At 68.8% G+C, this 26,516-nt stretch carries 28 protein-coding genes; 13 read left to right on the top strand and 15 right to left on the bottom strand.

Annotated features, from left to right (window positions below; all coding sequences use genetic code 11):
* Window positions 1–171: 171 nt before the first annotated feature.
* From IE305_RS11645 to IE305_RS11670, 6 genes are all read left to right on the top strand, one after another.
* Window positions 172–1,707 (top strand): DnaB-like helicase N-terminal domain-containing protein, encoded by a 1,536-nt coding sequence (locus tag IE305_RS11645; protein WP_373311583.1) that lies wholly within the window; start codon window positions 172–174, stop codon window positions 1,705–1,707.
* Window positions 1,708–1,972: 265 nt separating this feature from the next.
* Entirely contained in the window at window positions 1,973–2,740 is a 768-nt protein-coding gene (locus tag IE305_RS33760) for a DUF2637 domain-containing protein (protein WP_190129852.1), read from the top strand.
* A 292-nt stretch (window positions 2,741–3,032) separates the two neighbouring features.
* The gene (locus IE305_RS11655; RefSeq protein WP_190129476.1) at window positions 3,033–3,689 is read left to right on the top strand and encodes a MobC family plasmid mobilization relaxosome protein; all 657 of its coding nucleotides are present in this window, start codon (window positions 3,033–3,035) and stop codon (window positions 3,687–3,689) included.
* Complete coding sequence (locus IE305_RS11660; protein WP_190129477.1) at window positions 3,690–5,417, top strand: relaxase/mobilization nuclease domain-containing protein; 1,728 nt, start codon at window positions 3,690–3,692, stop codon at window positions 5,415–5,417.
* A gap of 270 nt (window positions 5,418–5,687) precedes the next feature.
* Window positions 5,688–6,296: a hypothetical protein gene (locus IE305_RS11665; protein WP_190129478.1), complete on the top strand. Its 609-nt coding sequence runs from the start codon at window positions 5,688–5,690 to the stop codon at window positions 6,294–6,296.
* Between the two features lie 44 nt (window positions 6,297–6,340).
* Window positions 6,341–7,033, top strand: coding sequence for a hypothetical protein (locus IE305_RS11670; RefSeq protein ID WP_190129479.1), 693 nt, complete (start codon window positions 6,341–6,343; stop codon window positions 7,031–7,033).
* A gap of 24 nt (window positions 7,034–7,057) precedes the next feature.
* On the opposite strand, the gene IE305_RS11675 is transcribed toward IE305_RS11670, so the two are convergent.
* The 14 genes from IE305_RS11675 to IE305_RS11740 all read right to left on the bottom strand — a co-directional run bounded on the left by IE305_RS11675 (window position 7,058) and on the right by IE305_RS11740 (window position 20,161).
* A complete protein-coding gene (locus IE305_RS11675; RefSeq protein ID WP_190129480.1) occupies window positions 7,058–7,267 on the bottom strand; it encodes a hypothetical protein in 210 nt (69 codons plus the stop codon).
* A gap of 171 nt (window positions 7,268–7,438) precedes the next feature.
* A complete protein-coding gene (locus tag IE305_RS11680) occupies window positions 7,439–8,047 on the bottom strand; it encodes a restriction endonuclease (RefSeq protein WP_373311585.1) in 609 nt (202 codons plus the stop codon).
* 372 nt (window positions 8,048–8,419) lie between these two features.
* Window positions 8,420–9,949 carry an amino acid permease gene (locus tag IE305_RS11685; protein WP_190129481.1) on the bottom strand — a complete coding sequence of 510 codons (1,530 nt, stop codon included), beginning with the start codon at window positions 9,947–9,949 and terminating at the stop codon, window positions 8,420–8,422.
* A gap of 42 nt (window positions 9,950–9,991) precedes the next feature.
* Complete coding sequence (locus IE305_RS11690; protein ID WP_229890839.1) at window positions 9,992–10,816, bottom strand: hypothetical protein; 825 nt, start codon at window positions 10,814–10,816, stop codon at window positions 9,992–9,994.
* Window positions 10,817–10,984: 168 nt separating this feature from the next.
* Window positions 10,985–11,635 carry an L-threonylcarbamoyladenylate synthase gene (locus IE305_RS11695; RefSeq protein WP_190129483.1) on the bottom strand — a complete coding sequence of 217 codons (651 nt, stop codon included), beginning with the start codon at window positions 11,633–11,635 and terminating at the stop codon, window positions 10,985–10,987.
* A gap of 3 nt (window positions 11,636–11,638) precedes the next feature.
* On the bottom strand, window positions 11,639–12,403 hold the full coding sequence (locus IE305_RS11700; RefSeq protein WP_190129484.1) for a phytanoyl-CoA dioxygenase family protein: 765 nt from the start codon (window positions 12,401–12,403) through the stop codon (window positions 11,639–11,641).
* Window positions 12,387–13,226, bottom strand: a complete 840-nt coding sequence (locus IE305_RS11705; RefSeq protein WP_190129485.1) for a creatininase family protein — start codon at window positions 13,224–13,226, stop codon at window positions 12,387–12,389. The genes IE305_RS11700 and IE305_RS11705 overlap by 17 nt, the downstream gene beginning before the upstream one ends.
* Window positions 13,223–14,020 (bottom strand): class I SAM-dependent methyltransferase, encoded by a 798-nt coding sequence (locus IE305_RS11710; protein WP_190129486.1) that lies wholly within the window; start codon window positions 14,018–14,020, stop codon window positions 13,223–13,225. The genes IE305_RS11705 and IE305_RS11710 overlap by 4 nt, the downstream gene beginning before the upstream one ends.
* The gene (locus IE305_RS11715; protein WP_190129487.1) at window positions 14,017–14,682 is read right to left on the bottom strand and encodes an HAD family hydrolase; all 666 of its coding nucleotides are present in this window, start codon (window positions 14,680–14,682) and stop codon (window positions 14,017–14,019) included. Before IE305_RS11715 ends, IE305_RS11710 begins: the two co-directional genes overlap by 4 nt.
* Complete coding sequence (locus tag IE305_RS11720; protein WP_190129488.1) at window positions 14,679–15,125, bottom strand: YdeI/OmpD-associated family protein; 447 nt, start codon at window positions 15,123–15,125, stop codon at window positions 14,679–14,681. The genes IE305_RS11715 and IE305_RS11720 overlap by 4 nt, the downstream gene beginning before the upstream one ends.
* Complete coding sequence (locus IE305_RS11725; RefSeq protein ID WP_190129489.1) at window positions 15,107–16,177, bottom strand: enolase C-terminal domain-like protein; 1,071 nt, start codon at window positions 16,175–16,177, stop codon at window positions 15,107–15,109. The genes IE305_RS11720 and IE305_RS11725 overlap by 19 nt, the downstream gene beginning before the upstream one ends.
* Window positions 16,174–18,204, bottom strand: coding sequence for a phosphoketolase family protein (locus IE305_RS11730; RefSeq protein WP_229890841.1), 2,031 nt, complete (start codon window positions 18,202–18,204; stop codon window positions 16,174–16,176). Before IE305_RS11730 ends, IE305_RS11725 begins: the two co-directional genes overlap by 4 nt.
* Window positions 18,205–18,218: 14 nt before the next feature.
* On the bottom strand, window positions 18,219–19,313 hold the full coding sequence (locus IE305_RS11735; protein ID WP_190129491.1) for a hypothetical protein: 1,095 nt from the start codon (window positions 19,311–19,313) through the stop codon (window positions 18,219–18,221).
* A gap of 149 nt (window positions 19,314–19,462) precedes the next feature.
* A complete protein-coding gene (locus tag IE305_RS11740; RefSeq protein ID WP_190129492.1) occupies window positions 19,463–20,161 on the bottom strand; it encodes an HAD family hydrolase in 699 nt (232 codons plus the stop codon).
* A 98-nt stretch (window positions 20,162–20,259) separates the two neighbouring features.
* Between IE305_RS11740 and IE305_RS11745 the strand changes: the two genes are divergently transcribed.
* Window positions 20,260–21,009 (top strand): DUF5919 domain-containing protein, encoded by a 750-nt coding sequence (locus IE305_RS11745; protein WP_190129493.1) that lies wholly within the window; start codon window positions 20,260–20,262, stop codon window positions 21,007–21,009.
* A gap of 7 nt (window positions 21,010–21,016) precedes the next feature.
* On the top strand, window positions 21,017–21,484 hold the full coding sequence (locus tag IE305_RS11750; RefSeq protein WP_190129494.1) for an NUDIX hydrolase: 468 nt from the start codon (window positions 21,017–21,019) through the stop codon (window positions 21,482–21,484).
* 9 nt (window positions 21,485–21,493) lie between these two features.
* On the opposite strand, the gene IE305_RS11755 is transcribed toward IE305_RS11750, so the two are convergent.
* A complete protein-coding gene (locus IE305_RS11755) occupies window positions 21,494–22,063 on the bottom strand; it encodes an HD domain-containing protein (RefSeq protein ID WP_229890843.1) in 570 nt (189 codons plus the stop codon).
* 164 nt (window positions 22,064–22,227) lie between these two features.
* On the opposite strand from IE305_RS11755, the gene IE305_RS11760 reads away from it, so the two are divergent.
* From IE305_RS11760 to IE305_RS11780, 5 genes are all read left to right on the top strand, one after another.
* The gene (locus IE305_RS11760; RefSeq protein ID WP_190129495.1) at window positions 22,228–22,968 is read left to right on the top strand and encodes a hypothetical protein; all 741 of its coding nucleotides are present in this window, start codon (window positions 22,228–22,230) and stop codon (window positions 22,966–22,968) included.
* A gap of 1,111 nt (window positions 22,969–24,079) precedes the next feature.
* Window positions 24,080–24,283 carry a cold-shock protein gene (locus tag IE305_RS11765; RefSeq protein WP_190129496.1) on the top strand — a complete coding sequence of 68 codons (204 nt, stop codon included), beginning with the start codon at window positions 24,080–24,082 and terminating at the stop codon, window positions 24,281–24,283.
* A 239-nt stretch (window positions 24,284–24,522) separates the two neighbouring features.
* The gene (locus IE305_RS11770; RefSeq protein ID WP_190129497.1) at window positions 24,523–24,864 is read left to right on the top strand and encodes an SCO5918 family protein; all 342 of its coding nucleotides are present in this window, start codon (window positions 24,523–24,525) and stop codon (window positions 24,862–24,864) included.
* 462 nt (window positions 24,865–25,326) lie between these two features.
* Entirely contained in the window at window positions 25,327–25,716 is a 390-nt protein-coding gene (locus IE305_RS11775; RefSeq protein ID WP_190129498.1) for a MerR family transcriptional regulator, read from the top strand.
* Window positions 25,717–25,970: 254 nt separating this feature from the next.
* Window positions 25,971–26,498 carry a hypothetical protein gene (locus tag IE305_RS11780; RefSeq protein WP_229890846.1) on the top strand — a complete coding sequence of 176 codons (528 nt, stop codon included), beginning with the start codon at window positions 25,971–25,973 and terminating at the stop codon, window positions 26,496–26,498.
* Window positions 26,499–26,516 lie beyond the last annotated feature (18 nt).

Below are 26,516 nucleotides of genomic sequence, written 5' to 3' on the forward strand. Positions count from 1 at the left end.
CGCCGAGCTCACGCTCGGCGGGGCGAAGTAGGACCAGCCCCCGAATTCGCCAACAGCGTCCTACGAACACCGGGGGCCGAAAGAAGAAACCTCAGACCGCCCATCCCTGAACGATCAGACCGGCCTGGCCGGGGTTGCCGCCCCATATGGCCTGCCGGGTGAGGAGTTTCCTTGCCAAAGGGTACGGCCCAGCCGCCGGAGATGCCATCCCACCAGGCGGCAGGCCCCGTGTCGCCCACCGACATGACCGTCCAGCCGCCGCACGACGCGGAGGCCGAGCGCGCCGTCCTCGGCGCCTGCATGCACGGGCCCGATGTGATCGACGAGGTCCGCGCCATGCTGGACGCGGGCGATTTCTACCGCCCGCACCACGAGACCATCTGGCGAGCGCTCCTCGCCCTGCGTGGCGAGGACAAGCCGACCGACCCGATCGCCGTGAGTGACCTCCTCACGCGCCAGGGCGACATCAACCGGGTCGGCGGGATCGTCTACGTCCACCAGCTCTACGGCGCCCCGCCCTCGGCCAGCCACGCTGCCTACTACGCGGACATCGTGCGCAGAGCAGCGGCTCTGCGCCGTCTGCGTGAACACGGCTTCCGCACCGTCCAGCGCACGCAGGAGCCGGGTGCCGACCCCGACGAGATCCGCTCCGCCATCGAGACGGACATCGGTACCGAACGGGAACGGGCACTCGCCTCCGGCTGCGGACGCCTCTCCCGGTACCTGGTTGACGGCTGGCGGTTCGTCACCGAGACCGGCGCCGACAAGGAACCGCTGTGGGGCACTCGGGAGAAGACCGCGTGGGCGTCCGGCGAGAGCCTGATGATCGTCGGGGCTCCGGGCGTCGGCAAGACCACCCTGGCCCACCAGGTCATCCTCGCCCGCATCGGCCTCCAGGAGTCCGTCCTCGACATGCCGGTCGCGCCCAGCAAGCGGGTGCTGTACCTGGCCATGGACCGCCCGCAGCAGATCGCCCGCGCCATGGCACGCCGCATCGGCGTGAAGGACGAGGCGATCCTGCGGGAACGGCTCGCGGTCTGGCAGGGGCCGCTGCCCGCCACCCTGGACAAGGAGCCCGACCTCCTCAGCGATCTGGCCGCTGCCCACCAGGCCGACACCATCGTGATCGACAGCCTGAAGGACGCGGTCAGCACTCTCGTCGACGACGCCCTCGCCGTCGCCTTCCAGAACGCCCGCATGCGCGCCCTGCGCAACGGCGTCGAGGTCATGGAGCTCCACCACCAGCGCAAATCCCCCGCCGAGGCGGCTCGCGACCAGCGGCCGGCACTTGACCGCGTCTACGGCTCCACGTGGATCACCTCCGGCGCGGGCAGCGTCCTGTTCATCTCGGGAGAGGCCAGCGACCCTGCCGTCACCCTTCACCACCTCAAGACGCCGACCGGTGAGATCGGCCCCCTGCAGCTGATCCACGACCACGTTCACGGCACCACGACCGTCGACCCCGCCCTCGACCCGGTCACCATCCTGCGGGCCGCCCCCGGCGGCCTCAGCGTTCGCGACCTCGCCATCGCTCAGACCGGCGCGGCCAACCCCGACCGAGCCGCCGTCGAGAAGGCCCGCCGAGCCCTGGACAGCCTGGTCAAGGCGGGACTGGCCACGAAGGCCGACGGCATCGCGGGCGGCACCGGCGGCGGGCAGCAAGCCCGCTACCACGCCTCCGCGCGCCACATCGCCGCCGTCTGCTGACCCCGCCGCGCGAGCCGACCGGACCGTACACGGGACCGTACACGCGCCCCTCATGGGACCACGGCCCGAAAACCGTCCACGCCGCTCACGCTCGCGGCAAAACCGCAGGTCAGACGATCACGCGACCGCACACGGCGTACATGCGCCGAGCGTTCACGCGCGAGCCCCCCTTTAGAAGGGGGCTCGCGTGTACGCCCCTCCGTGAACGCCTCCACCGACACCCCACGAACGCCCTGAAACGGGACCGGAGCACCACCTCGTGACCATGCTCGCCCTCGCCACTCCCGCCTCCCCCAGCCATCAGGCGACTGGCTGGGACCGCGCCGCCATCACGGCCCTCGGCGGCGCCGGATGCGCCCTCTCGTACGACGCCCTCCAGCAGATGGCCACCGCCATCCACATCCGCGGCTTCCTGACCTACCTCTTCCCGCTCGTGATCGACGGGTTCATCGCCTACGGCGTCCGCGCCCTGCTCGTCCTGCGGACCGCATCCTTCAGCGCCCGCCTCTACGTATGGATGCTCTTCGGCACCGCGACCGCCGCCAGCATCTGGGCCAACGCCCTGCACGCCATACGCCTGAACCAGCAGTCCCTACCGGAGGGCCTGCACCTCGGCGACGCCACCGTTGGCGTCCTCTCCACCCTCGCCCCGCTCGCCCTCGCCGGCGCCGTGCACCTGCACATCCTCGTCGCGCGCCACACCGCAACCGCCCCCGAACCGACCGATGACGGTCCCGTACCGGTTCCGGCGCTTCACCGCCCGGCCGCCGAAGAGGCGGACCAGGACGAACCGGGGAGCGGTGACGGGACGGTCGGTCCCCGTCGCATCGGTCGACCGCCCACAGCCGGCCTCGATGAGCTGGTCGACCTCGCACGGCCGCTCTTTGCCACGGACGAAACACCCACCCGGGACACCGTCCGCCAGACCATCCGTGCGGCCGGTCACCGCATCAGCCAGGACCGGCTCACCCAGGTCATGCACGCCCTGCGCCAGCCGTCGGCCGAACCGGCCGGAACCGTCCCCAGCGGCTGACCAGAAGTCTTCGCAGGTCAAGGCACTACCGGACAGAATGCGGCTCATTCGGGGGCGGGACCGGTCCCCGCTCCCGGACGGCCTCAGGGGTTCGGCCCCCCTAGGCACGCCCCATCCGCGGGACCGGTCCCCGCACGGGCTACGAGGATCGCGCGGGGACCGTCCCCGGAACGGATGTTGCCCTGGCCTCTCCCACACCCGGGACCGGACGATTCGGCCAGCCAAAGAGCCGCAGACCACAAACAGTCCACCCCGTTCGACAACCCCGTCATCCCTATGGAGCGCACCACACATGCATGACCAGACCCACGCCCCTGCCCTCGATCAGCAGGAGGTGCCCACCACCTCAACCCGAAGCGCAGCAAGGTATCCCATTGGACCGTCCAACGGCCGGACCAATGGTGAAGCCTCCGCCCCGGGGGTGGCGGAGGCACTCGGGCACCAGGGGGCACCCGAGGAGGGGAAGAGCATCGTCGAACCCTTCGAACTGCCGCTGCCGCTACCGCGCGCCGCCGACGAAGCCGCCCTGCATCGCGTCGCACGTCGCCGACAGCGCGAAGACGTTCAGCGCAAAGAGCGTGTCGACGTCCGCTACAGCGTCACCGAGAAGAACGCGATCACGACACGAGCCCGCGCGATGAACATCTCCGGCGCCTACCTCGTCGGCGCGGTCGTCATGGCCTACCTCGAAGGCGACCTCGCCCTGCCCGGCCAGCGCACCGCGGTCGACGACCTCATCGACGAGCTCAACGCCCTACGCACCCAGGTCGCCAAGATCGGCAACAACGTCAATCAGATCGCGCGCGTGCTGAACTCCGGCGGCAATCCCCAGCCTGTGGACGCCGCCGTGCTCGTCGCAGCCACACGCACCCTGGACGGTGTCCGCGCTGCCGTCGCGGACATCGACGCCGCCTCGTATCGCACGGCAATCACGAAGGCGGCTGCCTGAATGATCGCAAAGATCACCAGCGGCAAGAACACCGCCAAACTCATCGCCTACCTCTACGGCCCCGGCAAGGCCAACGAGCACACCGACCCCCACCTGGTCGCCTCCTGGGACGGCTTCGCACCCGACCCCGGGCGCTCCCCCGACCCGTGCCACGCGAAGGAGCAGCTCGTCCAGGCCCTGGACCTTCGGGTCAAGCAGGCTGGCAACCGCGCACCCGAGCAGTACGTGTGGCACTGCTCGATCCGGGCCGCACCCGAAGACCATCACCTCACAGACGAGGACTGGGCTGATGTTGCCCGCCGCGTCGTGGCTGCCACCGGCATCGCGCCCGACGGCGATCCGGACGGCTGTCGCTGGGTCGCCGTCCGCCATGCCGACGACCACATCCACATCGCCGCCACCAAGGTCCGAGGCGACCTGCGCCCCGCCCGGCACTGGAACGACTACCTCACCGCCGACAAGGAACTCGCCGCCATCGAGAAGGAATACGGCCTGCGACAAGTGGTACGCGGCGATCGCACCGCCGCCAAAGGTCCCACCAACGCCGAGCGCCGCAAAGCCGAACGGCTGCACCGTGGCCGCACCCCACGCGAGGAACTCCGCGAAACCGTACGTCGCGCGGTCGCCGGGGCCGACAGCGAGACCGAGTTCTTCATCCGTCTGGCCAACGCCGGCCTGCTCATACGCCAACGCATCGCCCCCTCGGGCGACCTCCTCGGCTACACGGTTGCGCTGCCCAGCGACCGCAACAAGGACGGCCGGCCCATCTTCTACTCCGGCTCGAAACTCGCCCCCGACCTCTCCCTGCCCCGCATCCGCCACCGCTTCACCGACAGCCAGAGGCCAGCCGAGCCGGACACCCGGACGGATCGTCCTCGGGCGGACAGCCCCGCCGCGGCCCGGCGCGCGGCCACGCAGGCCGCCTGGGAAGCCGTGTCCGTCATCGAGCAAGGTGACGACGCCACGGCGGCGTCGGAGATCGCCGCAGGCGGCGAGGTCCTCGACGCCCTCGCCAAGACCAGCGCCGCCGCCACCCGCCAAGAGCTGCGCGAAGCAGCGGTTGCTTTCGAGCGTGCTTCATGGTCTCACATCCGCGCCGAGCGCCTCCACGACCGCGCCCTCCGCAAAGCGGCCCGCGACCTCGTCTACAGCGGCCCCGTGCTTGGACGCGGGGAAGATGGAGCGGCCACAGCGATGGTGATCGACACACTGATCTTCCTGGCAATCGCTGCCGCGAACTGGCACAGCAAGCACCAGCACGCCCAGCAGGCCGCCGCCGCTCGCCAAGCCGCCGACCACCTTCGTGCCGCCTACCGTCAAGCTGCCGCAGCGCCCTTGACCGCCCTCCGCCAGCAAGGCCAGGCACTTCCTGCTCATCACCACCGGAGGCACGCCGCCACCGTCCGAGCTGCCCTGCCGGAGCTGGCGGAGAAGGCACTGGCCGAGCCTGGTTGGTACGGGCTCGCAGCCACACTTTCCGAAGCCGAACGCGCCGGATACGAGACCGGCGCCCTCCTCGCCGAGATTGCCGAACAACGGGAGCTGGACAGCGCCGGCTCCATCAGCGACGTCCTCGTCTGGCGGATCCGGCGAACGGCCGGCCTGCCTGCTCATACACCGAGCCCTCAGACCAAGCCAATGTCCATGGTCAGCGCTCGGCCCACGCGACCGTCGGCGTCGACGGCTGGTAGGCGTCCCACAGGACCGGCAGGAAGGCCGGTCCGATAGCCACCGGTGGTGTATCAGCCGGGTTGTCCACCGGCCGCCATTGAGTCAAGTCCCCGGGGAGCAAGCGAATGACGGTCGGGCCGCCGGAGGCAGGGTGTCCAGGCGTGATGCAGCAATTCCACACAGAAGGGGAGGGACCGATTCCTGCCGCAACTGCGCTCAACCGGTGGACGAGGGCCTTGGCCACCTACATAACATCGCAGCCGAACAGCACACGAAACGGCTGCCGTCCCACTGGAACGGTGGTTGTCCGACTTTCCTGGAGGTTTCGTGCGACTGATAGGCAAGGCGACGCTCGCCGGCATCGCGGCATCCTGCTTACTCGGACTGGCGATCCCTGGCAGTGCCTCCGCCACGGCGAACCACAGCACCGACGGCCCTGCGGTCCCTGCCGACGTCCAGATCTATTCCAACGACGAGTACGTGAAGATCTTCGGCGTGCAGAAGGCCATCGCGGAGGGGGTCCCGCTGCCGGCAGACGTCCTCAGCCTGGGCGGCCGGTCCGTACCGCCCGACCCGTCCATCCCCTGGTACCGGATCAACTGGTCCGCACTCGACTGGGACTACAACGACATCCCGACCCGGCAGGGCACCAGCGACTTCGGCGCACGTCACGCAGCCGAGAAGCACAACATGCGCGGCAAGAAGGCGATCAACGCCCCGTACAACGGCAAGGCCGACAGAGTCAGGGGAACGCGCGCCGAGTACGACGGAGTCGTCACCAGCGGCGGCAGCGTCCGGATGACCATCACCAGTGTCGCCGAGCGCGACGATGTCGGCCCTGGGGGCTCGCGCACGCCCGACGGGCGACCGATCGGCACGGTCACCGCCTTCTGCCGCGGCCAGACGCTGTGCCCCGACTGGATCAACAACCTGTGACGGTCCAGCGCTGATGTCGGCAGGCACGGGAGAGTGGGTACCTGATGGCCATGGACAAACACTGCACCCGTGTCCTGCTGACGCTGCGGCGCTACATCGGCGTCCCGTTGCCCGGAACGGAACTGTACGTCCGAGGACTGCGCCCAGCCGGGAACAGCATTCGCCTCCGCCTGGGCGACTCGCAGTCCGGTTCGCTCCTCGTCGATCTGCCGACGCGCCGCGCGGAGAGCGATGAGTGGATCCCCACGTGGTGGTACGTCGGTGCCTTGCGGGGCATCGCCCGGTGGGCCACCGACCATCAGACCGCCGCGGGCGTCCGCGCCGAGCCCGAAGTGATCGGCGCAGACACGCTGACCGAAGCTGGCGTCCTGCCCCATGACGCCGACGTCACGGACGCCGACTCCTTGGACTACGTAATCGGGGACCTTGCCGGCGACCCTCTGTGGCACGGCGCCGCGGGATCGGCGGCGCCCGATCTCTACCGCATGGTCGGCTTCGACGCACACAGCCCCGGCTTCGTGCGCGTCTACCTCGTGCGCGACGGCCGCACGATCGGCCTGGATTTGGCGACGCGCGACACCAAGACCGCGGAACCACGCACCGTCGGATGGTGGGCCTCGACGAAACTGATCGCCCTGCTCAACCCCGACGACGAACAGACACTCGCCGCCCACCGCAGGGACGACGCAGACGATCCGTACTGCGAGGCCGTCTACGACCTGACCGAATGGGCCTGAACATCACAAAGCATCCGTCGCCTCTCAGAACCCGCTGTTCTGCGAGATGCTCCGGGCGAGCTGCCCCACAATGTGGAGTACCCCTTGTCCGAAACTGGTCGGAGCGATCAGCACTCCGAACACCAGCACAATGACCACGGTGAGCTTCTCGTCGAACCGGCTCCGGGCTTCGGTGCGCCGACGCAATCGCACAACGATGATGATGGCTAGCAAGAGCGCCACGTTGATGGTCACCCGACCAGTCCCCTCCCCCAGCACGTGCCCTCCCCGCCTTCCTGCATAGCCCGAAGCGGGCACCGCAACAGCCCCATCAGCAGTGAATGGCGACAGAGCGCCGGTCCGGTGGCTGGATTTGCGGGCACGCCCGTGCAGCATGCCTCCGCATCCGACCTATCCCCCTACGCGTCATGACAGGGCAGTAGGGCGGCGTGCGGGCGGAATGTGGTCCAGCAGGTCCCACAGGGGACGAGAGCCAGCCGCCCATTCGCCGAGCAAACGGCGATCGACGAGATGAATCCGGTGGTCCCTCCCCCAGGGAATGGCCTTGGAGCTAAAGCGGCCGTTGGTGAGGACGACCGCGACGTCCGCCCCGTGAATCTGCCGCGCGGTGCCGTTGACCTGCTGCAGCACCCCGACACCGACGGCGGAGCCGCGGTCACCGTCCCGCCGGTGTTTGCACTGGATCGCCCACACACGACCGGCAGGGTCGACAGCACGCACGTCGCAGGCGTTGTCACCCGCACCGCCGAGCCGCTCGGCCCGACAGCCGTCCCGTCGCATCAAGTCCCGTATGGCGAACTCGAAGGCACGGTGATCCAGCGCATCGATCTCGGCGATGCGCAGTCGCAGGGCGCGCGCCCGGACGCGTTCCCACTCGGCCCGCTCCCGCGCCCGCTGCAGCCAGAGGCCGCCGACGACAGCGGCGACCACGGCCGCGAGAAGGAGGACCCACCAGTGCGCGAGCAGCCACTGCACGACGGCTGCCACCAGAGCAACCGCCACCACCGTGGCCACCAGCAGGCCGACCTTCTCGTCCTGCTTCCTGGACCGGCGGGACGGGCGCCGCCGGCCCGTCCGCCGTACCGGACGGCGGCTCACCGAACGCCGTCCGGGTGAAGGGGGACACCGCCCCACTCGTGCGCCTTCACCTGTACCACCATGAAGAACCCCCCTGCCGAGATCATTGGCACATCCGCGCGCAGGTTGCATGAGAGCACGCGCCACCGACAATCCGTCCGGAGACGATCACCTGCAGTAGCGGGTTTTCGGTCACTGAAACCCGCAGCGCCCTCAGTGCAACCACCGGCTACCAGCGCATTCACTGGCCACCCCATCGGCTTCAGCCGTTCTCGACGCGCGCCGAACCTGGCGCCTGTCGAAGGTGCCCTACGGGCGAGCACCTTGCTGCGCTTGAGCACGCTCCTGGTTCGGGTCCGAGTTGCGTGGGTGTGCCGGGTCGAGGAACCACTTGCGGGCCGATGCGAACCACCAGGTGCCGCAGAAGGCGATGACGACGCCGACCGCGATAGGGGCGTAGTTGAAGGTGCGTGCGGTGACGGGCGAGGTCTGCGGCAACATGAACAGCACGGTGATCACCACGACCCAAGCGACGGCGATCGTGCCGACGATGCGCGACCAGGCACCGAGGTGCCAGGGGCCGCGCTCGAACCGTTCGCCCTGGCGGAGCCGGAGGAAAGTGGGGATGACGTAGGCGATGTACAGGCCGATGGTCGCGATCGACGTGACGGCCGCGTAGGCCGTGGTGTTCCACAGGTAAGGCAGGCCGAGGACGAAAGCGCCACCGGCAGCGAGCCACACGGCGTTGGTGGGTGTGCGCGTTGCGGGATTCAGCTTGTGCCACACCTTGGAGAAGGGCAGGGCGCCGTCGCGCGAGAACGCGTAGATCATCCGCGAGTTCGCCGTGACGGATGCCATGCCGCAGAAGAGCTGGGCGACGATGACGACCAGCAGCAGCCACTTGCCGACGGCGGCGCCGAGAGCGTCCATGAGGATTTGCGCCGGGGGCACCCCCGTCGCAGATCCGAGTGCACCCGCATAGGACTGGATGGCGTAGGTGAAGCCGAACAGCAGGACGAAGCCGGCCGCGAGGGAGACGAGGATCGACCGGACGATGCCTCTTGGGCCGGCGGTGGAGGCGTCGATAGTCTCCTCGGTCATGTGGGCCGAGGCGTCGTAGCCGGTGAAGGTGTACTGCGCCATCAGCAGTCCGATCAGCACCACATAGGCGCTCGAGGAGAAGCCGGTGTTGTTGACGAACTCGCCGAAGATGAAGCCCGTCGACCGGTGGTGCTCGGGCACGAGCACCAGGGCACCGCAGATGACGACCACGCCGACGATGTGCCACCAGATGGACACCTCATTGAGGAAGGCGACGATGCGAACCCCGAAGGTGTTCAGCACACCGTGCAGGACAAGGATGATCCCGAACAGCGTGATGGTGTGGCCGGGGGTGGCGGAGAAGCCGAACTGAAGGTCGAGCAGGGCGTTGAGGAAAGTGGCGGCGCCGAAGTCGACCCCCGCGGTCACCGCTATCTGGCCCAGGGTGTTGAACCAGCCGGTGAACCATGCCCACGCTGCGGCCGTTCTGGGAGGTGCCATGCGGTGCGCCCAGAAGTACAGGCCCGCGCTGGTGGGGTAGGAGGAGCACACCTCTGCCATGGACAGCCCGACGAACAGCGTCATCAGGCCGACGAACAGCCAGCCCCACATGATCACCGTGGGTCCGCCGGTGTTCATGCCATAGCCGTAGAGCGTCATGCAGCCGGAGAGGATGGAGATGATCGTGAAGCTGACGCCGAAGTTGGCCCGGCCGGACATGGAGCGGGCCAGCGTCTGCTGGTAGCCGAGCTGCTTCAGGCGCTCCTCGTCGGAGACACGGGAGACATCAAAGGGCATGAGGGTGCCGTCCTTCCTTCATCGGGGTGTGCATGGGGGTGCTCAGCGGTGCCGGCGCCGCGGCGGGCTGTAGGCCCAGGCGCGGTGCCGGGCAAACAGTTCGCCGGCCTGGCCGCAGTACGACCAGGGCACCTTGGTGGCGTAGGGGCCGATCGCGTCGAAGACATCCAGGACCTCGCTGTGCCGGGTGGCGAACGACAGCGCGTGCGCGAGATAGTTGGCGTCGTCGGCGAAGCAGGCGTGCGGACGGGGCGCGCGATACCGCCACCAGCGCTCCAGCACGTGATCAATCTGTGGGCAGTCGATCCAAGGGTGGATGGTCAGCCCGTAGGCCGTCTGGTCTCGCTCCTGGCGCGATCGGTGGTCTTCGGCGATCACGACTAGCGGCAGGACCGCGATCGGCAACCCTCGCGGGGCGGCGGACGCCTGCTCCTCAGCCCACCACATCGCCTCCCCGGCCTCGCCGTGGTAGCGCGGGAACAAGTAGGTGACGACCTCATGATGCGCCTCGCGGTTCCACGGATCACGCTGCTTGATCTCCGCCCACACCTGCTGCAGCGTCGCCCGGTCGGGCGTGTGCGTCCGCAGAAGCGCGAGCATCACCACGAGAGGCGCCACGTCGTGCGGCCATACATCCAGCGCGGCGTGACAGGTGGCCCACGCCTCCTCCATCAGCGACCAGCCGGCGTCACGCCCGGCAACCATCGCGCGGAGGGCCTGCACGTTCGCGAGGAGGGCCAGTGCGTGCGACGAGCGCGGTTCTGCCTTCGCCCAGGTGTCGGCGAACCGTAGCCGCGCTCCCGCTTCCGCGAGAACCTGGAGGCGGAAGATCCGGCGATCCCAGTCGGAACCGGTAGCCGCCAGCAAGTCCCGCGGTCCTTCCACCGCCCCATCGAGGCGTCCTCCAGGACCCGCCGCAGCGCGGCATCACCCCTCGCCGGGTGCATGTCAATGAATGACTGACCGCCGGTCGTAGACATCATTTTCGCTCCGGTAGCCTCCTCCTGCTTGCTCAGCATGAGGAGGCGAGGGTCGTCAAGCGGTCCGGATCTCGGTGCCGAGCGCTGCCGAAAGGGCCCGCTGGTGGACGAGCCCCGTGCGCACCAGCCTGGCCTCCGGGGTGAAGCAGTCGACGATGGTCATGTGGTTCGCCGCAGGGCACACCCCGCCGTCGACCAGGACGTCTGCGTCCAGGCCCGAGGCGGTCAGGAAGGCGTGGACCTGATGGACGGTGATGGCCGGGCCCGGATCGTTCGGGCCGGCGTCCCCGGAGACGTTCGCCGTGGTGGCCGCGAGGGGGACTTTTACGGCCGACGCGAGGTCTCCGAGGAAGCCGGGGGCGATCGTGACCAGGGCAGGTGATCCCACTGCCGCGTGCCGGGCAGCTTCTTCCGCGTCGTTCCACGGCAGCAGCAGTGCGAGATCACCAGGCCAGAAGGCCGCGGCAAGTCGCCTGGCCTCCGGACTGAGGACGAAGTGATCCTCGCAGGAGGCCATGGAGGGAGCTACGTAAGCGAGCGGCTTGCCGCTGGGGCGGCGCTTCCCCGTGATGATGCTGTCGCACGCCCGCGCATTGCTCGCATCGGCGCAGATCATGTACCAGCGCCGGGTGGGGACGACGACGAGTCCGCCGTCCTCGATCGCCCGTACGGCAGTGTCGATGTCTTCGGGTCCGATGACACGCATGGGCTACTCCTTGTCGGCAGCGGGCTGAGGGGTGGCGGCGAGAGCCGGGTAGTCGAGCCACGGGTCGCGGAGAGCTTCGAGGCGGCGGCGCGGGTGGTGCGGGTGGGAGACGCGGAAGTAGGCCATCACCCGGGGGAAGGGGGTGAGGTTCCGCCCCGCCGAGTGCGGGACGAGGTGGTGCATGAGCAGGACGTCGCCAGGGACGCCGAGCAGGGGCACGCCCTGCTTGTGGTCGATTTCGGGTGGCACCTGCTCCGTCATGCCGAGCGCCCACTGAGTGCGGAACCAGTCCGCCATGGTGTGGTGACCGCCAGGCTGGTAGTGCAGCGCGCCGTCCTGTGCGCTGTCTACGCCGGAGAGAACGACTCCGACGAGGAGCGAGAAGGTGCGCAGTTCCCTCGGGTCGAGGTGTGGGCAGGAGACCCCGTCCACATGCATCGTCTTCTCCGGCTGCACGCCAGGGAACTCGGACTCGGGTACGCGGATCTGGATCTGGGCGGTGGTGACGGGGAGGGTTGCTCCGAGCAGACCGGTGGCGAGTTCGGCGGCTTCCGTCTGCCCGTACAGGGCCAGGATGTCGGGGTGGCTCCCGAGTTCGGGGGCGAAGGTGCGCTGGCTGTAGGCCGGGATGTCGCTGGGTTGCAGGTCTCGGTACCAGGTCTCGATCAGCGAACTGGCGCGGTGTACCAGCCCGGGGGCGACCAGACCACGGCGTATGACGACGCCGTCTCGTTTGAACGCGTCCTTCTCCTCACGTGTGAGGGCCATGGTGTCTCCGTAAGGTTTCCGACGTCCCGGGGGACGTGGCCGTATCGATGCGGTCGAGTACGTGCATGCCGGCGTTGAGGGCGGCGCTGATGAGCTGCTGACCGAGTTTTGGAGTGGCCCTTCGCGGATCGCCGCCGATGACGCCGGCGACGGACAGCGTGGGATCGTCGGAGGTCCAAGGCCAGGTCACGCCGCGATCAAGTACGAGATGACCGATCGCTCCACGCCGGCCAAGGTCGGCGAATTCCTTGCCCGGCAGAAGGTCCAGTCGGACACGGTCCGGGTCGAGGGCGAGCATGAGTGCCGTCTCCAGGACTCCTGCATGCACCTCGGGCATCTCGCCACCGATCGGAACGCGGCCGACGGCGAGTGCGGCGGGGTGCAGCACACAGGCGGTGATGCCGTGAGAGTGACGAAGCTGGTGGACCAGGGCTTCCAGGGCACCGCGATTGCCCCCATGGCCGTTGATGAGGAGCACGGACCGGACAGACGTGGAGCGGACGTACTCGTCGACGAGCTTGGTGATCAGCTCGGCGTACAAGCGAAGGTCCAGGGTGACGGTGCCAGGCGTGCGAGCGTGTTCCGGCGAGAGACCGTAGGGGAGGGCAGGCCCGACCCACAGGTCATGCCGTCCGGCCACGTGTGCGGTCAGGCGGTGTGCGAAACGCTCGGCGATGACGGTGTCCGTGTCCAAGGGCAGGTGCGGGCCGTGTTGTTCCGTCGATCCGAGCGGCAGACAAACAACGGAACGCTCGCCAAGTTCAGCCGTGACGCGAGGTGCGGTGAGCTCGGCGAACGCCCGCCCGGTGCTGTCGGTCGTCACCTCCTGCTCCGCCGTCCGAAGCGGATCAGGAACTCGTTCTCCTCCGGGAAGGTGTCGTCCGCGCTGAAGTCCGCGAGCCGTTGCCTGACGGCGGCCTCGAATTCCTGCAGTCGATCGCCGAAGAGGTGGGGCGCGGCGAAGGAAGTGGAGTAGAGGTAGCCGAGGATGCTCTCGGCGGTCCAGGTGCGGTGGACGGGGATGCGGGCCTCCTCCACCTGGTCGAAGGGCGACTCCTCCATGATCTCGCTGTAGGGGCGGTTGTGGTGCTGGAACGTGCCGGATCCGGCGCGGCGCTCTTCGCCGAGGAACGTCTTGATGACGTCCCGGACGGCTTCCTTCCAGGGGCTGGTGGCGGTCCAGAAGCTGCTGTCGCCGAAGATGGCGACGACGCCGTCCGGGGCCACTTGGTGGTCCAGGCGAGCCAGCACGGCCGCCTGGTCGAGCCAGTGGAACGCACGGCAGATGGTGACCAGGTCGGCCTTCCATCCGCTGGGCGGCGTGAAGTCCTCGGCGGTGCTCTCGACGAGCGACAGGCTGAAGCCTTCGGGGAGCTTGGGGCGCAGGGCCGATTCCGCCGCGGCGAGCATGGCGGCGTCGTTGTCGATGGCGATGATGTCGTCGAACCGGTCGATCAGCGCCTCGGCGACCAATCCGGTGCCGGTGCCGATGTCCAACAGCCGTCGCGGGCCGTCGGTCCGTGTCGGGGCGGCCTGGTCCAGGGCTGCGGCGACGCCTTCCGGGATGCCGGGGCGGAACTGGCGGTAGTAGCTTGCGGTTCCGGTGAACAGGCTCATGTGGCGCTCCGTGCGGCGAGGTGCTGGATGTAGGTGGCGGCTGCCGCCAGGTCTCCGGCGACAAGCACACCGTGGTCAACGAGCAGGGACTCGTCGGGGACTTGTCTCCCATGTGAGATCCACACGGCCCTGGCCCCTGCTTCGACGGCTCCGACGATGTCGCACGCCCAGTCGTCACCGACATGGATCAGGCCACTGGGCTCGGTGCCGAAGTGCTCGGTCACGACGCGGAAGGCGCGGGGGTCGGGTTTCGTGTAGCCAATGCGGCATGACGGGAAGAAGTCGCTCACCCACGGGGAGAGGAGCGTGTGCAGTCCGTCGGTGTCGGCGTCGACGCAGGTGACGTTGGACAGGGTGACAACGGTCGCTGCGGCACTCATCCTGCGCAGGGCCTCGGTGGTACCGGGGTAAAGGCTGAGCGGGGCCGGCGGCACGTTTCGCGGGAACGTCTCGGTCGGCACCCGGATAGCGTCACAGACCTCGCTCACCAGGGCGTCGGTCAGAGCCGGACGGGTGTGGAGGCTGGACCGCAGGATTTCGCGAGTGCGCGCGGGAGGAAGCGGCGACGCCGCGACCAGCCGCATGGTCAGACCGGGGCCGTCGGCCGTGCCCAGGGTGCCTCCGACGTCCACGGAGACCAGGAGTTCGGGTCGTGATGTCACTGATTCCTCCCGGTGGTGGTCGGCAGCGCGGAGACAACGGCTTCGATACGGGCCCGCCGGATCGCGGGAGTGGTGGCCTCGGACAGGAAGGTGAGGACGTACCGCAGCTCCGCTTCGTCGAGTCCGTCGAAGGACCGTGCCGCTTGGTCGGCAGCTGCGTTGAGGTCCGGCGGGACGCTGCGCTGGCGTAACCCGTGCGGTAAATGGAGCCTGCCGGTCCAGTGCTCGCCGTCGGCCGGCGGCAGGAAGCTGTCCGCAGGACGCAGGACCGTGACACTGTCCAGGGTCAGAATGCGCACCGAGACCGACGTGTCCGCGATGTCGAGGCTCCCGGTGAGGAAGGTGTCGTGCCCGTCGAGTCGTTGCGACAGCCGCAGCAGCGGCCCCTCCGGGCTATGGGTGACCGTGCCCTCAACGGGGAGGTTCAGCGCGACGCTGGGCATGCAGTGCTCCTTGGTGTGGTGCCGAGACCAGGAATGTCCGGCAGGCGGAGACGGCCGTTTTCGGGGCGGAGCGGCGATTCGTAGAGGCGTTGACGTCCGGGCTCCCACCGGAGCCGGTACTCGACGGCCGGTACGGCGTCGGGGTAGGCGGCGGCGAGATGGAGTCCGGGCAGGAGCGAGCGGCCGTGCGGGTAGACGGGAACACCCAGAGTCTGGGCGACATGGATGATCTGCGTTGCCCGGGTCAGACCGCCGCACCCCACGGCATCGAGGGTCAGGGCGCTGGGCCGGACGTACTGGATCAGACCGGCGGGGTCCTCGTCGCAGTGCGCGCGTTCACCGACAGCCAGCGGCAGCGCGGTCGCCGCCAGGAGTTCATAGGTGTCCGCGTCGTGACGCGGCAGTGGGTCCTCCAGCCACCGGAGGAACACGGGGTCTGCCACTTGCGCGAAGGCCAGGGCCACGGCCGGCGTCCAGGTGCCGACCGCGTCGACGGCGAGCGGCACGCCGAGAGCCTGGGAGCAGCACTCGACCGCCCGGGCCATGCGGGTCGCGGCTTCCCCGGGTGGATCGGCCGGGTCGCGACGCAGCCCCCATTTGGTGAAGCTCCAGCCACCGGCCATGACCCTGGTCAGCACGTCCTGGTTGTCGATATGGCCGAGGTCCTGGGTCAGCCAGGACGCGTACGCCGGGATCAACGGCCGGGGGGCGGCCGCAGCGAGGAGTTCCGCCACGGTGCCCTCGGCGAGTCGACCGTGGAGATCCCAGACGGCGCAATCGACCACGCCGACCGCCCAGGAGGCCGCCTCGGACGGAAGCCTGCGAGCCGCCTCCCGCAGCTCGCCCAGCAGACCGATGTGGTCAGTGACCAGTGCATCCTTCGTCTCGTGGGCCAGCACGTCGTTCACGTAGCGGCCGACACGTTCCCCGACCGGGCCGTACCAGCCGACCGCGTCCGCAGCCCGAACCGCGATGAAGAACGTGTCGTCCCCCGGCGCCGCGAGCTGTCTCGCCTGGACCACGCGGAGGTCCTTGATGGTCCACGAGGTCATCGGACCACCTCGCGGGCGGCCAGGAGGAAGCCAGCAGCCCGCTCGACTCCCCCCACGTCCATGCCCATGGTGTGGGCGAGGTCGCGCTGCGACAGGGGTCCGACGGGCTCGCGCCATCCGATGACCTCTACGGGACGGCGGAGCCTTCCGGCCAGCAGACCCCACACGGCGGCCGGATGGCCCAAGGTAAGGATGAGAACCGCAGCATGGGTACCGAGATAGTGCTCGGTCTCGGTACCGCTCAGCCCCCGCGGCCACACGGATGGAGCGCCGAGGACCGTGAGGTCCAGCAGGTTGATCACTCGGACCCGGCACCGGTGGCGGTGGCGAATGCGGTCGGCGGCTTCGGTGGCTACCGCGGCGGGGATGTCGCCTGCTGTCACGATCGTCAGATCAGGCTCGTCCTCGTCGCTGAGGTGGGGCCATACCGCGAGGCCCCGGCTCAGCTCCTCGGCAAGGCATTCGTTCGGGTGGAGAGTGCGGGTGTGCTTGCCGGTGATGACCACGTTGACGCGGTCCACGGACTCGAGCGACTCGTCCAAGACTGCCGCCGTCCGGGCCGGGTCTGCCGGCGTCAGCACACGCACACCGGGGGCGCCCAGGGCCAAGAGGGTGGTGGCGAGGGACGGATCGCCGTGCGTGTGCACGTTCTGCCAGCCATAGGAGGTCAGGAGGAGGTTCAGGCTGGGCAGGCCCTGTGCGCCGTCGAGACGCCGCTGCTTGATGTGGCCCACGAGGCCGCTGGTGAGCAAAGGAGCGAAGCTCTCGTATGACACGAGCAGCCCACGGCGCCCACTGGCGGTCCAGCCGGCGAGCCACTCCAGGAGCACCTCCTCTGCCAGCAGCTCGTGAACCCACCGCTCACCGGCGAGATCGGGAAGTCGGTTGGAGGCCAGTTCGTCGGGGCTCAGGAGCAGGAAGTCCCCTCGCTCGGCGTGTTGCCGTACGACGCCCCTGACCGCGCTCGCGAACGTGACGGCCAGGTCCTGTCGCGGGTTGGAAGGTGCCTCCGGCCGTGTGGAGTGAAGGGAGCACCACCGGGCCTGGGCAACGGCCTCTGCGAGCGGACCTCGGGCGCGCCCGTTCGTCTCGAAGAGCTGGGAGGGCTGGTAGGAGGCGAGCCAGTCCGCGAGCTGCGACAGATGTTCCGCGTCGGCGCGTGGGCTCGTGAGGGGTGTCTTGTGCAGGGCGGGCGTTCCGAGAAGCGTCTGGCCTCCGAGGGCCACAGGGCCGGTCCATCCCTTGACGCAGCGCAGGACGAGCGCCGTGGGCCGGTCGTTGAGGGTGGCTTCTATGGCATCCCACAGGGCAGCCTGAAAAGAGGCGTGCTCGGCCTGTGATCCGCTGGTGACGCGCACGATCCCGGCCTCCCAGCCAAGCCCGGAGAAGTACGCCCTGAGGTGATCGTCGTCCAGCGCTCCGAGCAAGGACGGCCCGCCCATGCGGAAGCCGTTCACGTGCACCACGGGGAGTACGCCGGCGCGGGCCAGGTTTCCGTGAGCGAGCCAGGCGGCCGCAGTCGTCGGGGTCTCGCACTCGCCGTCACCGATCACGGGTACAACGATCCTGCCGGGGGCGTCCAGCGCGGCCCCTTGGGCGAAGGGCAGGCAGCCACCGAGGCGTCCGCCCAGGAAGGCGCCGGCCGGCAGCGCCGGGGTGACCTCCGCCCCCAGTCCGTCCACGCCTGGGAACGACCGCGACAGCCGTCGGAGGCCGTCGGCATCCTGGTCGAACCCGGGGCGCAGTCTGCCGAGCTCGCCGGTCACCCAGGAAGCGGAGAGCTGGACGACGCCGGCGTGCCCGGCTCCGAGGAGCGGCACGAGGCTGACTTCCCTGTCGAGATCTCCGGCGGCAAGGGCGAGGTGGGACAAGGCCCACGCCGTACCCGGCACGGTTCCCCAGTGACCTGACGGGCGCTCCTTGACGTGCTCGGCAGTCAGTGGCTGGTGGAGCAGAACATTGTCCCGTAGGTGGAGTTGGCACACCGAGGCGTAACAGACAGCCCTCCATAGAGCGTCGGCCAGCACGGCGTTCCCCTCCATCACGCGCCGACCAGCGTCTCGTCAGCGAAGGTGAAGTACCACAGGGGGCGGTAGCACTCCCACGCCGAAGGCCGCAGCCCGGAGGGCTTCATGATCTTCTCTATTTCCGAGCGAGCGCGCAGGTAGTACTCGAGCTCCTGGGCTCCCGGGGCACGCAGGCCGGTCATGATGCCGTTGTGGGCCTGGTAGACCTGGAAGTTGGGGAACTCGGTCACGTAGGAGGCCAGGGCCTCGATGCCCGTGCGCAGCGCCTCGAAGCCGTCGAGGCCCACGATGTACGTGAACGACGTACCGTGTCCCGAGGCGACCGCTCGCCTCAGCACCTCCGGCATCCAGGAAGTCGTCAGAGCCGCCTTGCTGGCCTTCAGCAGGAGATCACGTCGTTCGAAGCATTCAACGGTGAGCCGGAGCACGAAGGGCCCGATGTCGGTAAGTTCCTCGAATGCCTGCCGTGAGCGCAAAACCGACGTGAGGAAGCCGAGCCGGGCATCGACACCGTACTCGGCCAGCACGGAACGCAAGGCCCGAAGGTGATCGACGGCGGCTGATTCCCGCTCGAAGCATCCGGTGGAAACGGTGACCTCGCGGACTTCCGTCAGGTCCTGCCTCGGGTGCTGCTCACGCAGCGCGGCGAGCAGCTCTCGGAGATCCTGTTCCTCCGACAGGCGCGGGTCTGCAGCAGCTTCCAGGGTGTTGGGGCAGAACGCACAGCCCACGCAGCGGCTGCGGGCATTCGGGTTGAGCGTGAGGGCCGAGCCTTTGTCACGAAAATAACCACCGACTGCCTCATCGGCGTCGACACGCTCCACAACGCCGACCGGAGAGACCCCCAGCAGCAGTCGGCCGTCCCCCAGCAAGCGGAAGGGCGACTCCGTCGCGTTCAACGGGACGATGAGCTGCCAGGGCACCGAGCGAGCACTGTCCAGCCGCACCTGCAAGCGTGCGCGGTGACGCGGCATGTCCCCGTTGATCCCGTGAAGATTGATCGCGATGAGCAGGGCGTCTTCGACCGGCACCTGGTATCGCTCCGCGAGCCGCTCCACATCCGTGAGTGTGGACGTCGCGCCTGCCGGTCCGCCGAGTAATGCTGTCACGCACGTGCTCCATCCATGAGGCCGGAGTGGGATGACGGGTCGGCGGAGCGGGGAGAGCGACGCCGCCGACGGCCCCCAAGAGATTGCCGTCGTATGGCAGGACGGCGAACCACGCGCAGGGATCTTTTGACGGACGTCCCGGGACGTTTTCAGCGGGCGGCGTGAGCCAGCGACCGTAGATGGCGCATCAAGGCAGCGACATCGGTCAGGTCGGCGAGGACGACGCTCGCTCCGGCTTCGCGCAATTCATCCGCGCTGTGGACGCCGGAGGCCACAGCGACGACGTGCGCACCGGAGACAAGGGCTGCCTGGACATCGCGTGGGGTGTCACCGATAAGGACGGCAGGCGTGTCGGCTGGGGTGCCATGAGCCGCTCGGACACGGGCTCTCGCAACGTCGACCAGGTCGGCGCGGTCAGCCGCGTCCGCTCCGTATGCCCCGCACTCCATGTCGACCTGCCCGTCCAGCCCGAAAGCCCTCAGCTTGACCTGCGCATTCGCCCGGACGTTCCCGGTCAGGACCGAGGAGATCATGCCGGGCTCGGCTGCCACCGCAGCGAGGGCCTCGCGGGCGCCGGGAAGGGCACGGCCGCGGCGGGCGAGATCGGCCTCCCGCGCTGCGCCGGCGGCCTCCAGTACGGGCTGGATGCTCTCCCACGCCGGCGGTTCCTCTCCTTGGTCCCGGAACATCCCCGCGAGAATCAGCCGGTCGGTCCGGCCCTCGGTGCGAGCCGGGTGGACGGCGGCACGGCCGGTGAGGTCTTTGAAGGCGGCGGCGTAGATCTCCTTGCTGACACCGGAGTTCTCGATGAGGGTGTGGTCGATGTCCCAGAGCACGATCAGTGGCACCGGGTCAGCGTAGGCGTACGAACGGTTCCGGCCACAACCGCGCGTGGCAGGCTCACGACACTTGCGGGCTGCCGCTACCGTCCGGTTGGCTTGCCTGAGTGAATGAGCGACTGCGTTCCGCGCTTGTGCAACGCGGCCTGACGGTGGAGGCGATGGCCGAAGCCTGTTCCGTCGACCCGAAGACAGCCAGCCGGTGGGTCAGTGGGCGGGTCCCGCACCGCCGGCACCGCTGGACAGTCGCGAACCTGCTGGGCGTCGACGAGGCGTATCTGTGGCCGGAGAACGGTCAGGGGGTCACGAGGCTCGGCCCGGTCCGCTCGGAACTCGTCGACACCTTCCCCAACCGGGCAAGCGTCCCCCGTGATGTGTGGCTCTCCCTCCTCCTGGGCGCCATGAAGCAGATCGACGTGCTCGTCTTCTCAGGGACCTTCTTCGCACAGACGAACCCGCATATCGCGAGGATGCTCCGGGAGCGGGCAGAGGCCGGCGTCCGCGTCCGGCTGTGCTTCGGCGACCCTTCCGGGGAGGCGGTCAGCGTCAGGGGGCGGGAGGAAGGCATCGGAGACACGCTCGCTGCCAAGATCAGGGCTTCCCTCACGTACTACCGCGATCTCGTCGGCCATCCGGGCTGCGAGGTCCGCCTCCACGACACCACGCTCTACAACTCGCTCTTCCGATACGACGACCACCTCATGGTCAACCCGCACATCTGGGGCCAGCCGGCCAGCGCCAACCCGATCCTCCAGCTCCGCAACACAGACGGCGGCGAGTGGTTCCAGCGGTACGGCGACAGCTTCGAGGCCGTGTGGGCATCCGCGCGCCCCTGGGCGCCCGACAGGCAGGAGTAGCACCACCGTGGGCAGGACCGAGTACTACCACGACCCCAAGGCCCCCAAGGCCAACACCCTCATCCCCGCCAGCAACCTGCTCGTGGTCAACGACGAAGGCGCCATCCTTCTGCAGCGACGGCGCGACACGGGCCAATGGGCGCTGCCCGGCGGCGCCCAGGACATCGGCGAGAGCCCGGCACAATGCGCGGTCCGCGAGTGCGAGGAGGAGACCGGAATCGTCGCGGAGGTCACCGGCTTCCTCGGCGTGTACTCCAACCCCGCCCACATCGTCGCCTACACCGACGGCGAGATCCGGCAGCAGTACGAGGCCGTGTACATCGGGCGCCCCATCGGCGGGGAGCCCACGGTCAACGACGAGGCCGACGGCGTCCGCTGGGTCAGCCCGGACGACCTCCACAAGCTCGACATCCATCCGAGCATGCACGAGCAGATCGGCCATTACCTGGCCGGGACCTATCCCTACCTCGGGTGATCACCGCATTCACAGCCCGACTCCGGCATCGGCGGCAGCCGCCCGCACGCGATCCACGCTCGCGTGGATGTGCGGTGCGGCTTGGCGGATGAAACGTCCCACCACGCTGTCCTCCCCGTAGCGGCTGGTGATCTCGCTCAGCCGCTCCTGGGACGTCATTCGGCAGCCGTCCGGCGTCGTGGTCATGTCGCAGTAGACGAGCGCGTCCACGAGGAGCGGATCGTCCAGAAGGGGGAACTCATCCGCCAGCTCGTCCCGGAGGCCCCGCTCCTCGGCTTCCAGCAGCGCGTACGAGTGGTTCGCCACCAGCCGGACGACCTGCGTGTCCGCTGCACGCACGCCCCTGAGGTACCGAGCTCCGTCCAGCGGATGGAACCCGGTGCGGACGAGCGGAGGCGCGTACCCGATGTCGTGCAGCACTGCGGCGGCCTCCAGGACCAGTGCCTTCTCCCCGACCAGCGGCGCCAGCGTCCGCGCACATGCAGCGACACCCAGCGTGTGTGACCACCTGCGGGGAAGGCTGCATCGCAGCAGCTCACCCGCCAGCTCATACGCCCACTTTCCATCGGTCGTCGCCACGCGACGAGCGTACGTCGGCGGGCCTTCGGCCATCACCCGTACGGCTGGCCGAGCGCTTACCGGACTACGGATGTCGCCGTCAGGAAACAACTCGTCGCCCCACTGGCGACGCCTCATGGAACGATAGTTGACAGCCCGTCGCATCATGCGTCACGCTCGCTGCTATGAGGATCACGGACTGCGAGATGGCACACCTCGTCGTCAACGAGGCGCGGGCCGAGGACGCCCTTAAGGGCGTTGCTGCCGGCCAGCTAGTCGAGCAGGCCAGACGCCTCGCCGAAAAGGCCGAAGAACTCCTGGAACAGGCCGTCATCGCCGAGCGGCAACGCGACACGCCATGGGAGCAAATCGGCCAGGCCCTCGGCGGGCTATCCAAGTCCGCGGCTCACAAACGGTACGGGGCCATCGTGAACGAGTGGGCCGCTCATTACGACGGCACGTCCACAGAAGACGAGAACACGGGAGAGGAGGCCCTCGGGCCAGCTGCACCGTTCGTCGTCGCCTACCGACTGGTCGAGCGCACTTGGAAGGAGGCAGAGAAGATCATCGACGATCAGGATCTCCTTGCAGCCCTGCGGAATGCGACGATCGCTGCATCCGGCACCGACTCACCGCTCCCTGGTGATCAACGCGTCATGACTCCGCAGGGTGAGGAGCCAGAGCTTCCATTCCTGACGGACAGGTCCGGCAGGGGAAGGGCAGCTGCCTTTACAGCTTTGGTCACCAGGCGTCAAGAGGCCAGCCAAAGCGCCAGGAGCGCAGCGGCCCATCTCTTTGAGGCCTTCGCAGCCTCGTCCGAACGTGGGTACCCGTTCGAGCCGTCATCGCTGGAAGCACGCCTGACCATCGTGGAGCACCAAGTCGCGGCCTTGCTGGCCGACCGCGCCTCGTATGGCAAGGCATAACAGTCAGGCCCGGTACCACCGCCACCCTCGGAAGCACTTTCCACGGCAACATCCGAGGGCAGCGGCCAACCACCCACCACCAGAAAGGTGCAGGTAGTCATGCCCAGTATGCAGCCGCTTCCCGCGGGGAGCGAAGAGCCCCGAAGCCCCCGGGCGCTGCTCGTCGCCCTCGCCACCGGCTACGCAGCCGGCTACGCAGCCGCTCTTGGCGTCACCGGAAGTTCCATCGACTCGACGACGTCAACGGCAGTGGCATCAGCTCAGGGGTTGATCGCCGCCATCTGCTGGGCGTTCCGCCAGAAGCGCTGAGCCGGGGGCATCGCCTAAGGCAGCCCTCTGGGAGCGCTGCCACCTCCGCGTGGCAGCGCTCCCAGGAGGAAGAGCTACAAGTACGGCTATCCGCCGAGCAGCGGCCAGCTATCGACCAGAGACACCGGAAGGCGCACCACCAGGCAAAACGTCAGCCTCTCTTGGTCTCAGTTCTGGTCTCATTCGCTCTCGTCCGGAGCCATTCGAAACCGGGGACACGCTCGGCTCCCCCGCAGGTCAGAACCGTCCCACACCCATCCGAACCCCCACACGAACATTTGGAAAGCGTGTTGGGGGCAACCCCTCACGAGTTCGAATCTCGTATCCTCCGCCAGTGCCTCACCGGGCACTACCGAAGGCCCCGACCGGGAAACCGGCCGGGGCCTTCGGCGTTCCGTGGCCAAGCCGGCCCCGGGCGTCGCACCCTCGCAGGCGGTGTGACCTACGTCTCTTGTGGCGCCTCCGTCGCCGCCGTCCCCACCACCGGCCGGAGCCGCGGCACCTCTGCCGTCAGCCGAGGTCACGGGCCGCGAGCGGGCGGGGGCGGCAGAAAAGGGCGCGGCCGCGGGTATCAAAATCTGTTCTCGTGAAATGAGAAATAGGTGCGGGGCCCGGCGAGTATTTATCGATTCCCGGGCGGAGCGGAACCGTTGACCGTGAAGAATCGATCGCACCGTGCTACCGTCGACAACAGTTGCAGGTGTGGTTGCCGGAAGGTTTATTTCCTACGGGTTAATCATCACGGCGACACGGAATTCGCACCGGGCGGATTCCCGACACCGTCTCCCGAAGGAGAAATAATATGGCTACCGGCACCGTGAAGTGGTTCAACGCGGAAAAGGGCTTCGGCTTCATCGAGCAGGACGGCGGCGGCGCCGACGTCTTCGCCCACTACTCCAACATCGCCGCCCAGGGCTTCCGCGAGCTGCAGGAAGGCCAGAAGGTGTCCTTCGACATCGCGCAGGGCCAGAAGGGCCCGACGGCCGAGAACATCGTCATCGCCTGACAACGGCACCGACGCATGCATCGCAGCCGGGTCCCGCACCTCTTGGGTGCGGGACCCGGCTCGCTGTGTTTCAGGGCGAGCGGAGAGAAGGCCGGACGCCTCCGCCGTATTCGCAGCCGGTGGCACATTTCCCGCCGGTCCTGCTCGGCCCACCCCCGCATTCGGCCACCAGCCCACTCCCTTTCCGCCGGGAGGCACGACACGTGCCGGCCCGCCGTCCCCTTTCGCTGTGAGGCCTCATGCGCTGTGTCATCGCCCGGTACCCGTTCGACCTGACCAAGAGCGGGGTGGTGGCCGCGATGGAGGGCATCACGCCCGAGCCCGTCACGGGTGAGTCCGTGACCATCGGCCGCCGCCGCTACCCGGTCAAGCAAGTGGGGCAGGTCGTCACCCGGCAGGACCGCCGCGACTTCACCAGCGGCGAAGTCGTCCGGGCCATGACCCGCCTCGGCTTCACCTGCCACGCACATCCCGAGCACCCCGAGCACCCCGGACATCCCGAGGTCGCGCCGATGGGTGCCCCCACTCCGCTCCAGGCCGCGGCGGCGCTGCTCGGCGGCGTCGCCTCCCCGGAGGGGTGAAGGACAGCAAGGACGGGCGGACGAGCGCCGCCGCCGTCGAAGGCCCGCAAGGTCCTGGTGAGGGCCCTGCCGACACGTGTCGGCAGGGCCCTCACCGCTGTCATACCTCTGGCCCACAGACACCAAAATCTGTGCTTGTCGCAGTAGACATTGCCCCACCGCATGGCTAGCCTTTGTCTTGTTGGAAGGGCAAGAACGTAGTTCGGAGGAAGGACGGAGGAGCAGACGCCATCAGGATCGCCCGGTCCGCGAAGCTTCCGGTCCGGGTACCGCAAGACCCCCGATTGGATGGTGGTCCCCGGTCACACAGCTGCGATCCCCGCACCCCTCCCCCTCGTGGGCCGGGTAGCGGAAACAGAAGGTCGGCACAGCATGAGGGCCGACAGATGGTGTTGAATTTCCTTCGGGGCCCTGGTGCCGTACGGCACCAGGGCCCCTCGACGCGTTGCACAACGAGGTGACATGGCAGCAGACATCCCACTCAGCGATCGCCTGGACGACGACGACTACCCCGCGTACACCATGGGCCGGGCCGCCGAGATGCTCGGCACGACCCCTGCCTTTCTCCGGGCCATCGGCGAGGCCCGTCTGATCACTCCGCTGCGCTCGGAGGGCGGCCACCGCCGGTACTCCCGCTACCAGCTGCGGATCGCCGCCCGCGCCCGCGAGCTCGTCGACAGGGGAACCCCGATCGAGGCTGCTTGCCGCATCGTCATCCTCGAGGACCAGCTCGAGGAAGCCCAGCGCATCAACGCCGAGTACCGCCGTGCGGCGGAGGAGGCGTCCGCCGGCTCACGTTCTTCCGGCTCCGCCCCCGGTCCCGGCCCCGGTCCCGGTGCGGCTTCGAGCTGATCACCTGAGCGGCCGATCCGGCCGGCGCGCGGTCGTGGGTATCGGCTTGGCCACGGGGTGATCACAACATCCACCACAGGTGGTGATCAGCGGTCCGGCCGGTCATAGTGACCTTCGCTTCAGGTGAGGCAAGCCTCGCCTTACTCGATCGGAGAACTGTGCCCACCGCCCTGCCCCACGACCCGTCGGTGTCCGTCCTGCCCCGCCCCCGGACGGCTCCGTCCTGGGCGAGGGGCGCCCGGCACGCGCGGCCGGTGAGGCTGTACGACTCGTGGTGGACCGTCGGCGCCGCAGCCCTGGCCGTCTGCGCGGCGTGGGGCGTCGCCGTCTGGGTCTCGGGGCACCTGCGGGTGGACGCCTCGCTGCACACCGCGGCGCTCTTCGTGCACCTGGCGACCCTCGTGCTGGGCTTCGGCGCCGTGCTTGTCGCCGACTACTACGGCCTGCTGTGGCTGACCGGCCGCATGGCGCTGAACGATGCGCTCGACGCCGCGGGCCGGCTGCACACGCCGATCTGGGCCGGCCTGGCGGGGCTGGTGGGCAGCGGCGTACTGCTGCACCCGGACACCTCGTCGACGCTCACCCGCGTCAAGCTGGTGCTGGTCCTGCTGCTGTCCCTCAACGGGCTGCAGGCCGGCCTGCTGAACCGGCGCATGACCGGCCGGCGGCCCGGCGAACAGCCACCGCGCCGGTTCCTCGCGTGGGGGGCGGGGACCGCCCTCGTGTCCCAGGCGTGCTGGTGGGGCGCGGTGATCATCGGCTTCCGCAACAGCCAGCGGTAGCCGGCCCCTTCCCGGAAA

This window comes from Streptomyces mashuensis (assembly GCF_014654785.1).
In the GTDB taxonomy this organism is placed as follows: domain Bacteria; phylum Actinomycetota; class Actinomycetes; order Streptomycetales; family Streptomycetaceae; genus Streptomyces; species Streptomyces mashuensis.

What these genes read in the sequence shown, in the direction of transcription:
- IE305_RS11670 (WP_190129479.1), top strand. Translation starts at nt 6,341, where the DNA reads ATGGCCATGGACAAACACTGCACCCGTGTCCTGCTGACGCTGCGGCGC.
- IE305_RS11770 (WP_190129497.1), top strand. Translation starts at nt 24,523, where the DNA reads ATGCGCTGTGTCATCGCCCGGTACCCGTTCGACCTGACCAAGAGCGGG.
- IE305_RS11695 (WP_190129483.1), bottom strand. Translation starts at nt 11,635, where the DNA reads ATGCGTGTCATCGGACCCGAAGACATCGACACTGCCGTACGGGCGATC.
- IE305_RS11725 (WP_190129489.1), bottom strand. Translation starts at nt 16,177, where the DNA reads ATGACCTCGTGGACCATCAAGGACCTCCGCGTGGTCCAGGCGAGACAG.
- IE305_RS11660 (WP_190129477.1), top strand. Translation starts at nt 3,690, where the DNA reads ATGATCGCAAAGATCACCAGCGGCAAGAACACCGCCAAACTCATCGCC.
- IE305_RS11655 (WP_190129476.1), top strand. Translation starts at nt 3,033, where the DNA reads ATGCATGACCAGACCCACGCCCCTGCCCTCGATCAGCAGGAGGTGCCC.
- IE305_RS11760 (WP_190129495.1), top strand. Translation starts at nt 22,228, where the DNA reads ATGAGGATCACGGACTGCGAGATGGCACACCTCGTCGTCAACGAGGCG.
- IE305_RS11700 (WP_190129484.1), bottom strand. Translation starts at nt 12,403, where the DNA reads ATGGCCCTCACACGTGAGGAGAAGGACGCGTTCAAACGAGACGGCGTC.
- IE305_RS11710 (WP_190129486.1), bottom strand. Translation starts at nt 14,020, where the DNA reads ATGAGCCTGTTCACCGGAACCGCAAGCTACTACCGCCAGTTCCGCCCC.
- IE305_RS33760 (WP_190129852.1), top strand. Translation starts at nt 1,973, where the DNA reads ATGCTCGCCCTCGCCACTCCCGCCTCCCCCAGCCATCAGGCGACTGGC.
- IE305_RS11720 (WP_190129488.1), bottom strand. Translation starts at nt 15,125, where the DNA reads ATGCCCAGCGTCGCGCTGAACCTCCCCGTTGAGGGCACGGTCACCCAT.
- IE305_RS11685 (WP_190129481.1), bottom strand. Translation starts at nt 9,949, where the DNA reads ATGCCCTTTGATGTCTCCCGTGTCTCCGACGAGGAGCGCCTGAAGCAG.
- IE305_RS11775 (WP_190129498.1), top strand. Translation starts at nt 25,327, where the DNA reads ATGGCAGCAGACATCCCACTCAGCGATCGCCTGGACGACGACGACTAC.
- IE305_RS11765 (WP_190129496.1), top strand. Translation starts at nt 24,080, where the DNA reads ATGGCTACCGGCACCGTGAAGTGGTTCAACGCGGAAAAGGGCTTCGGC.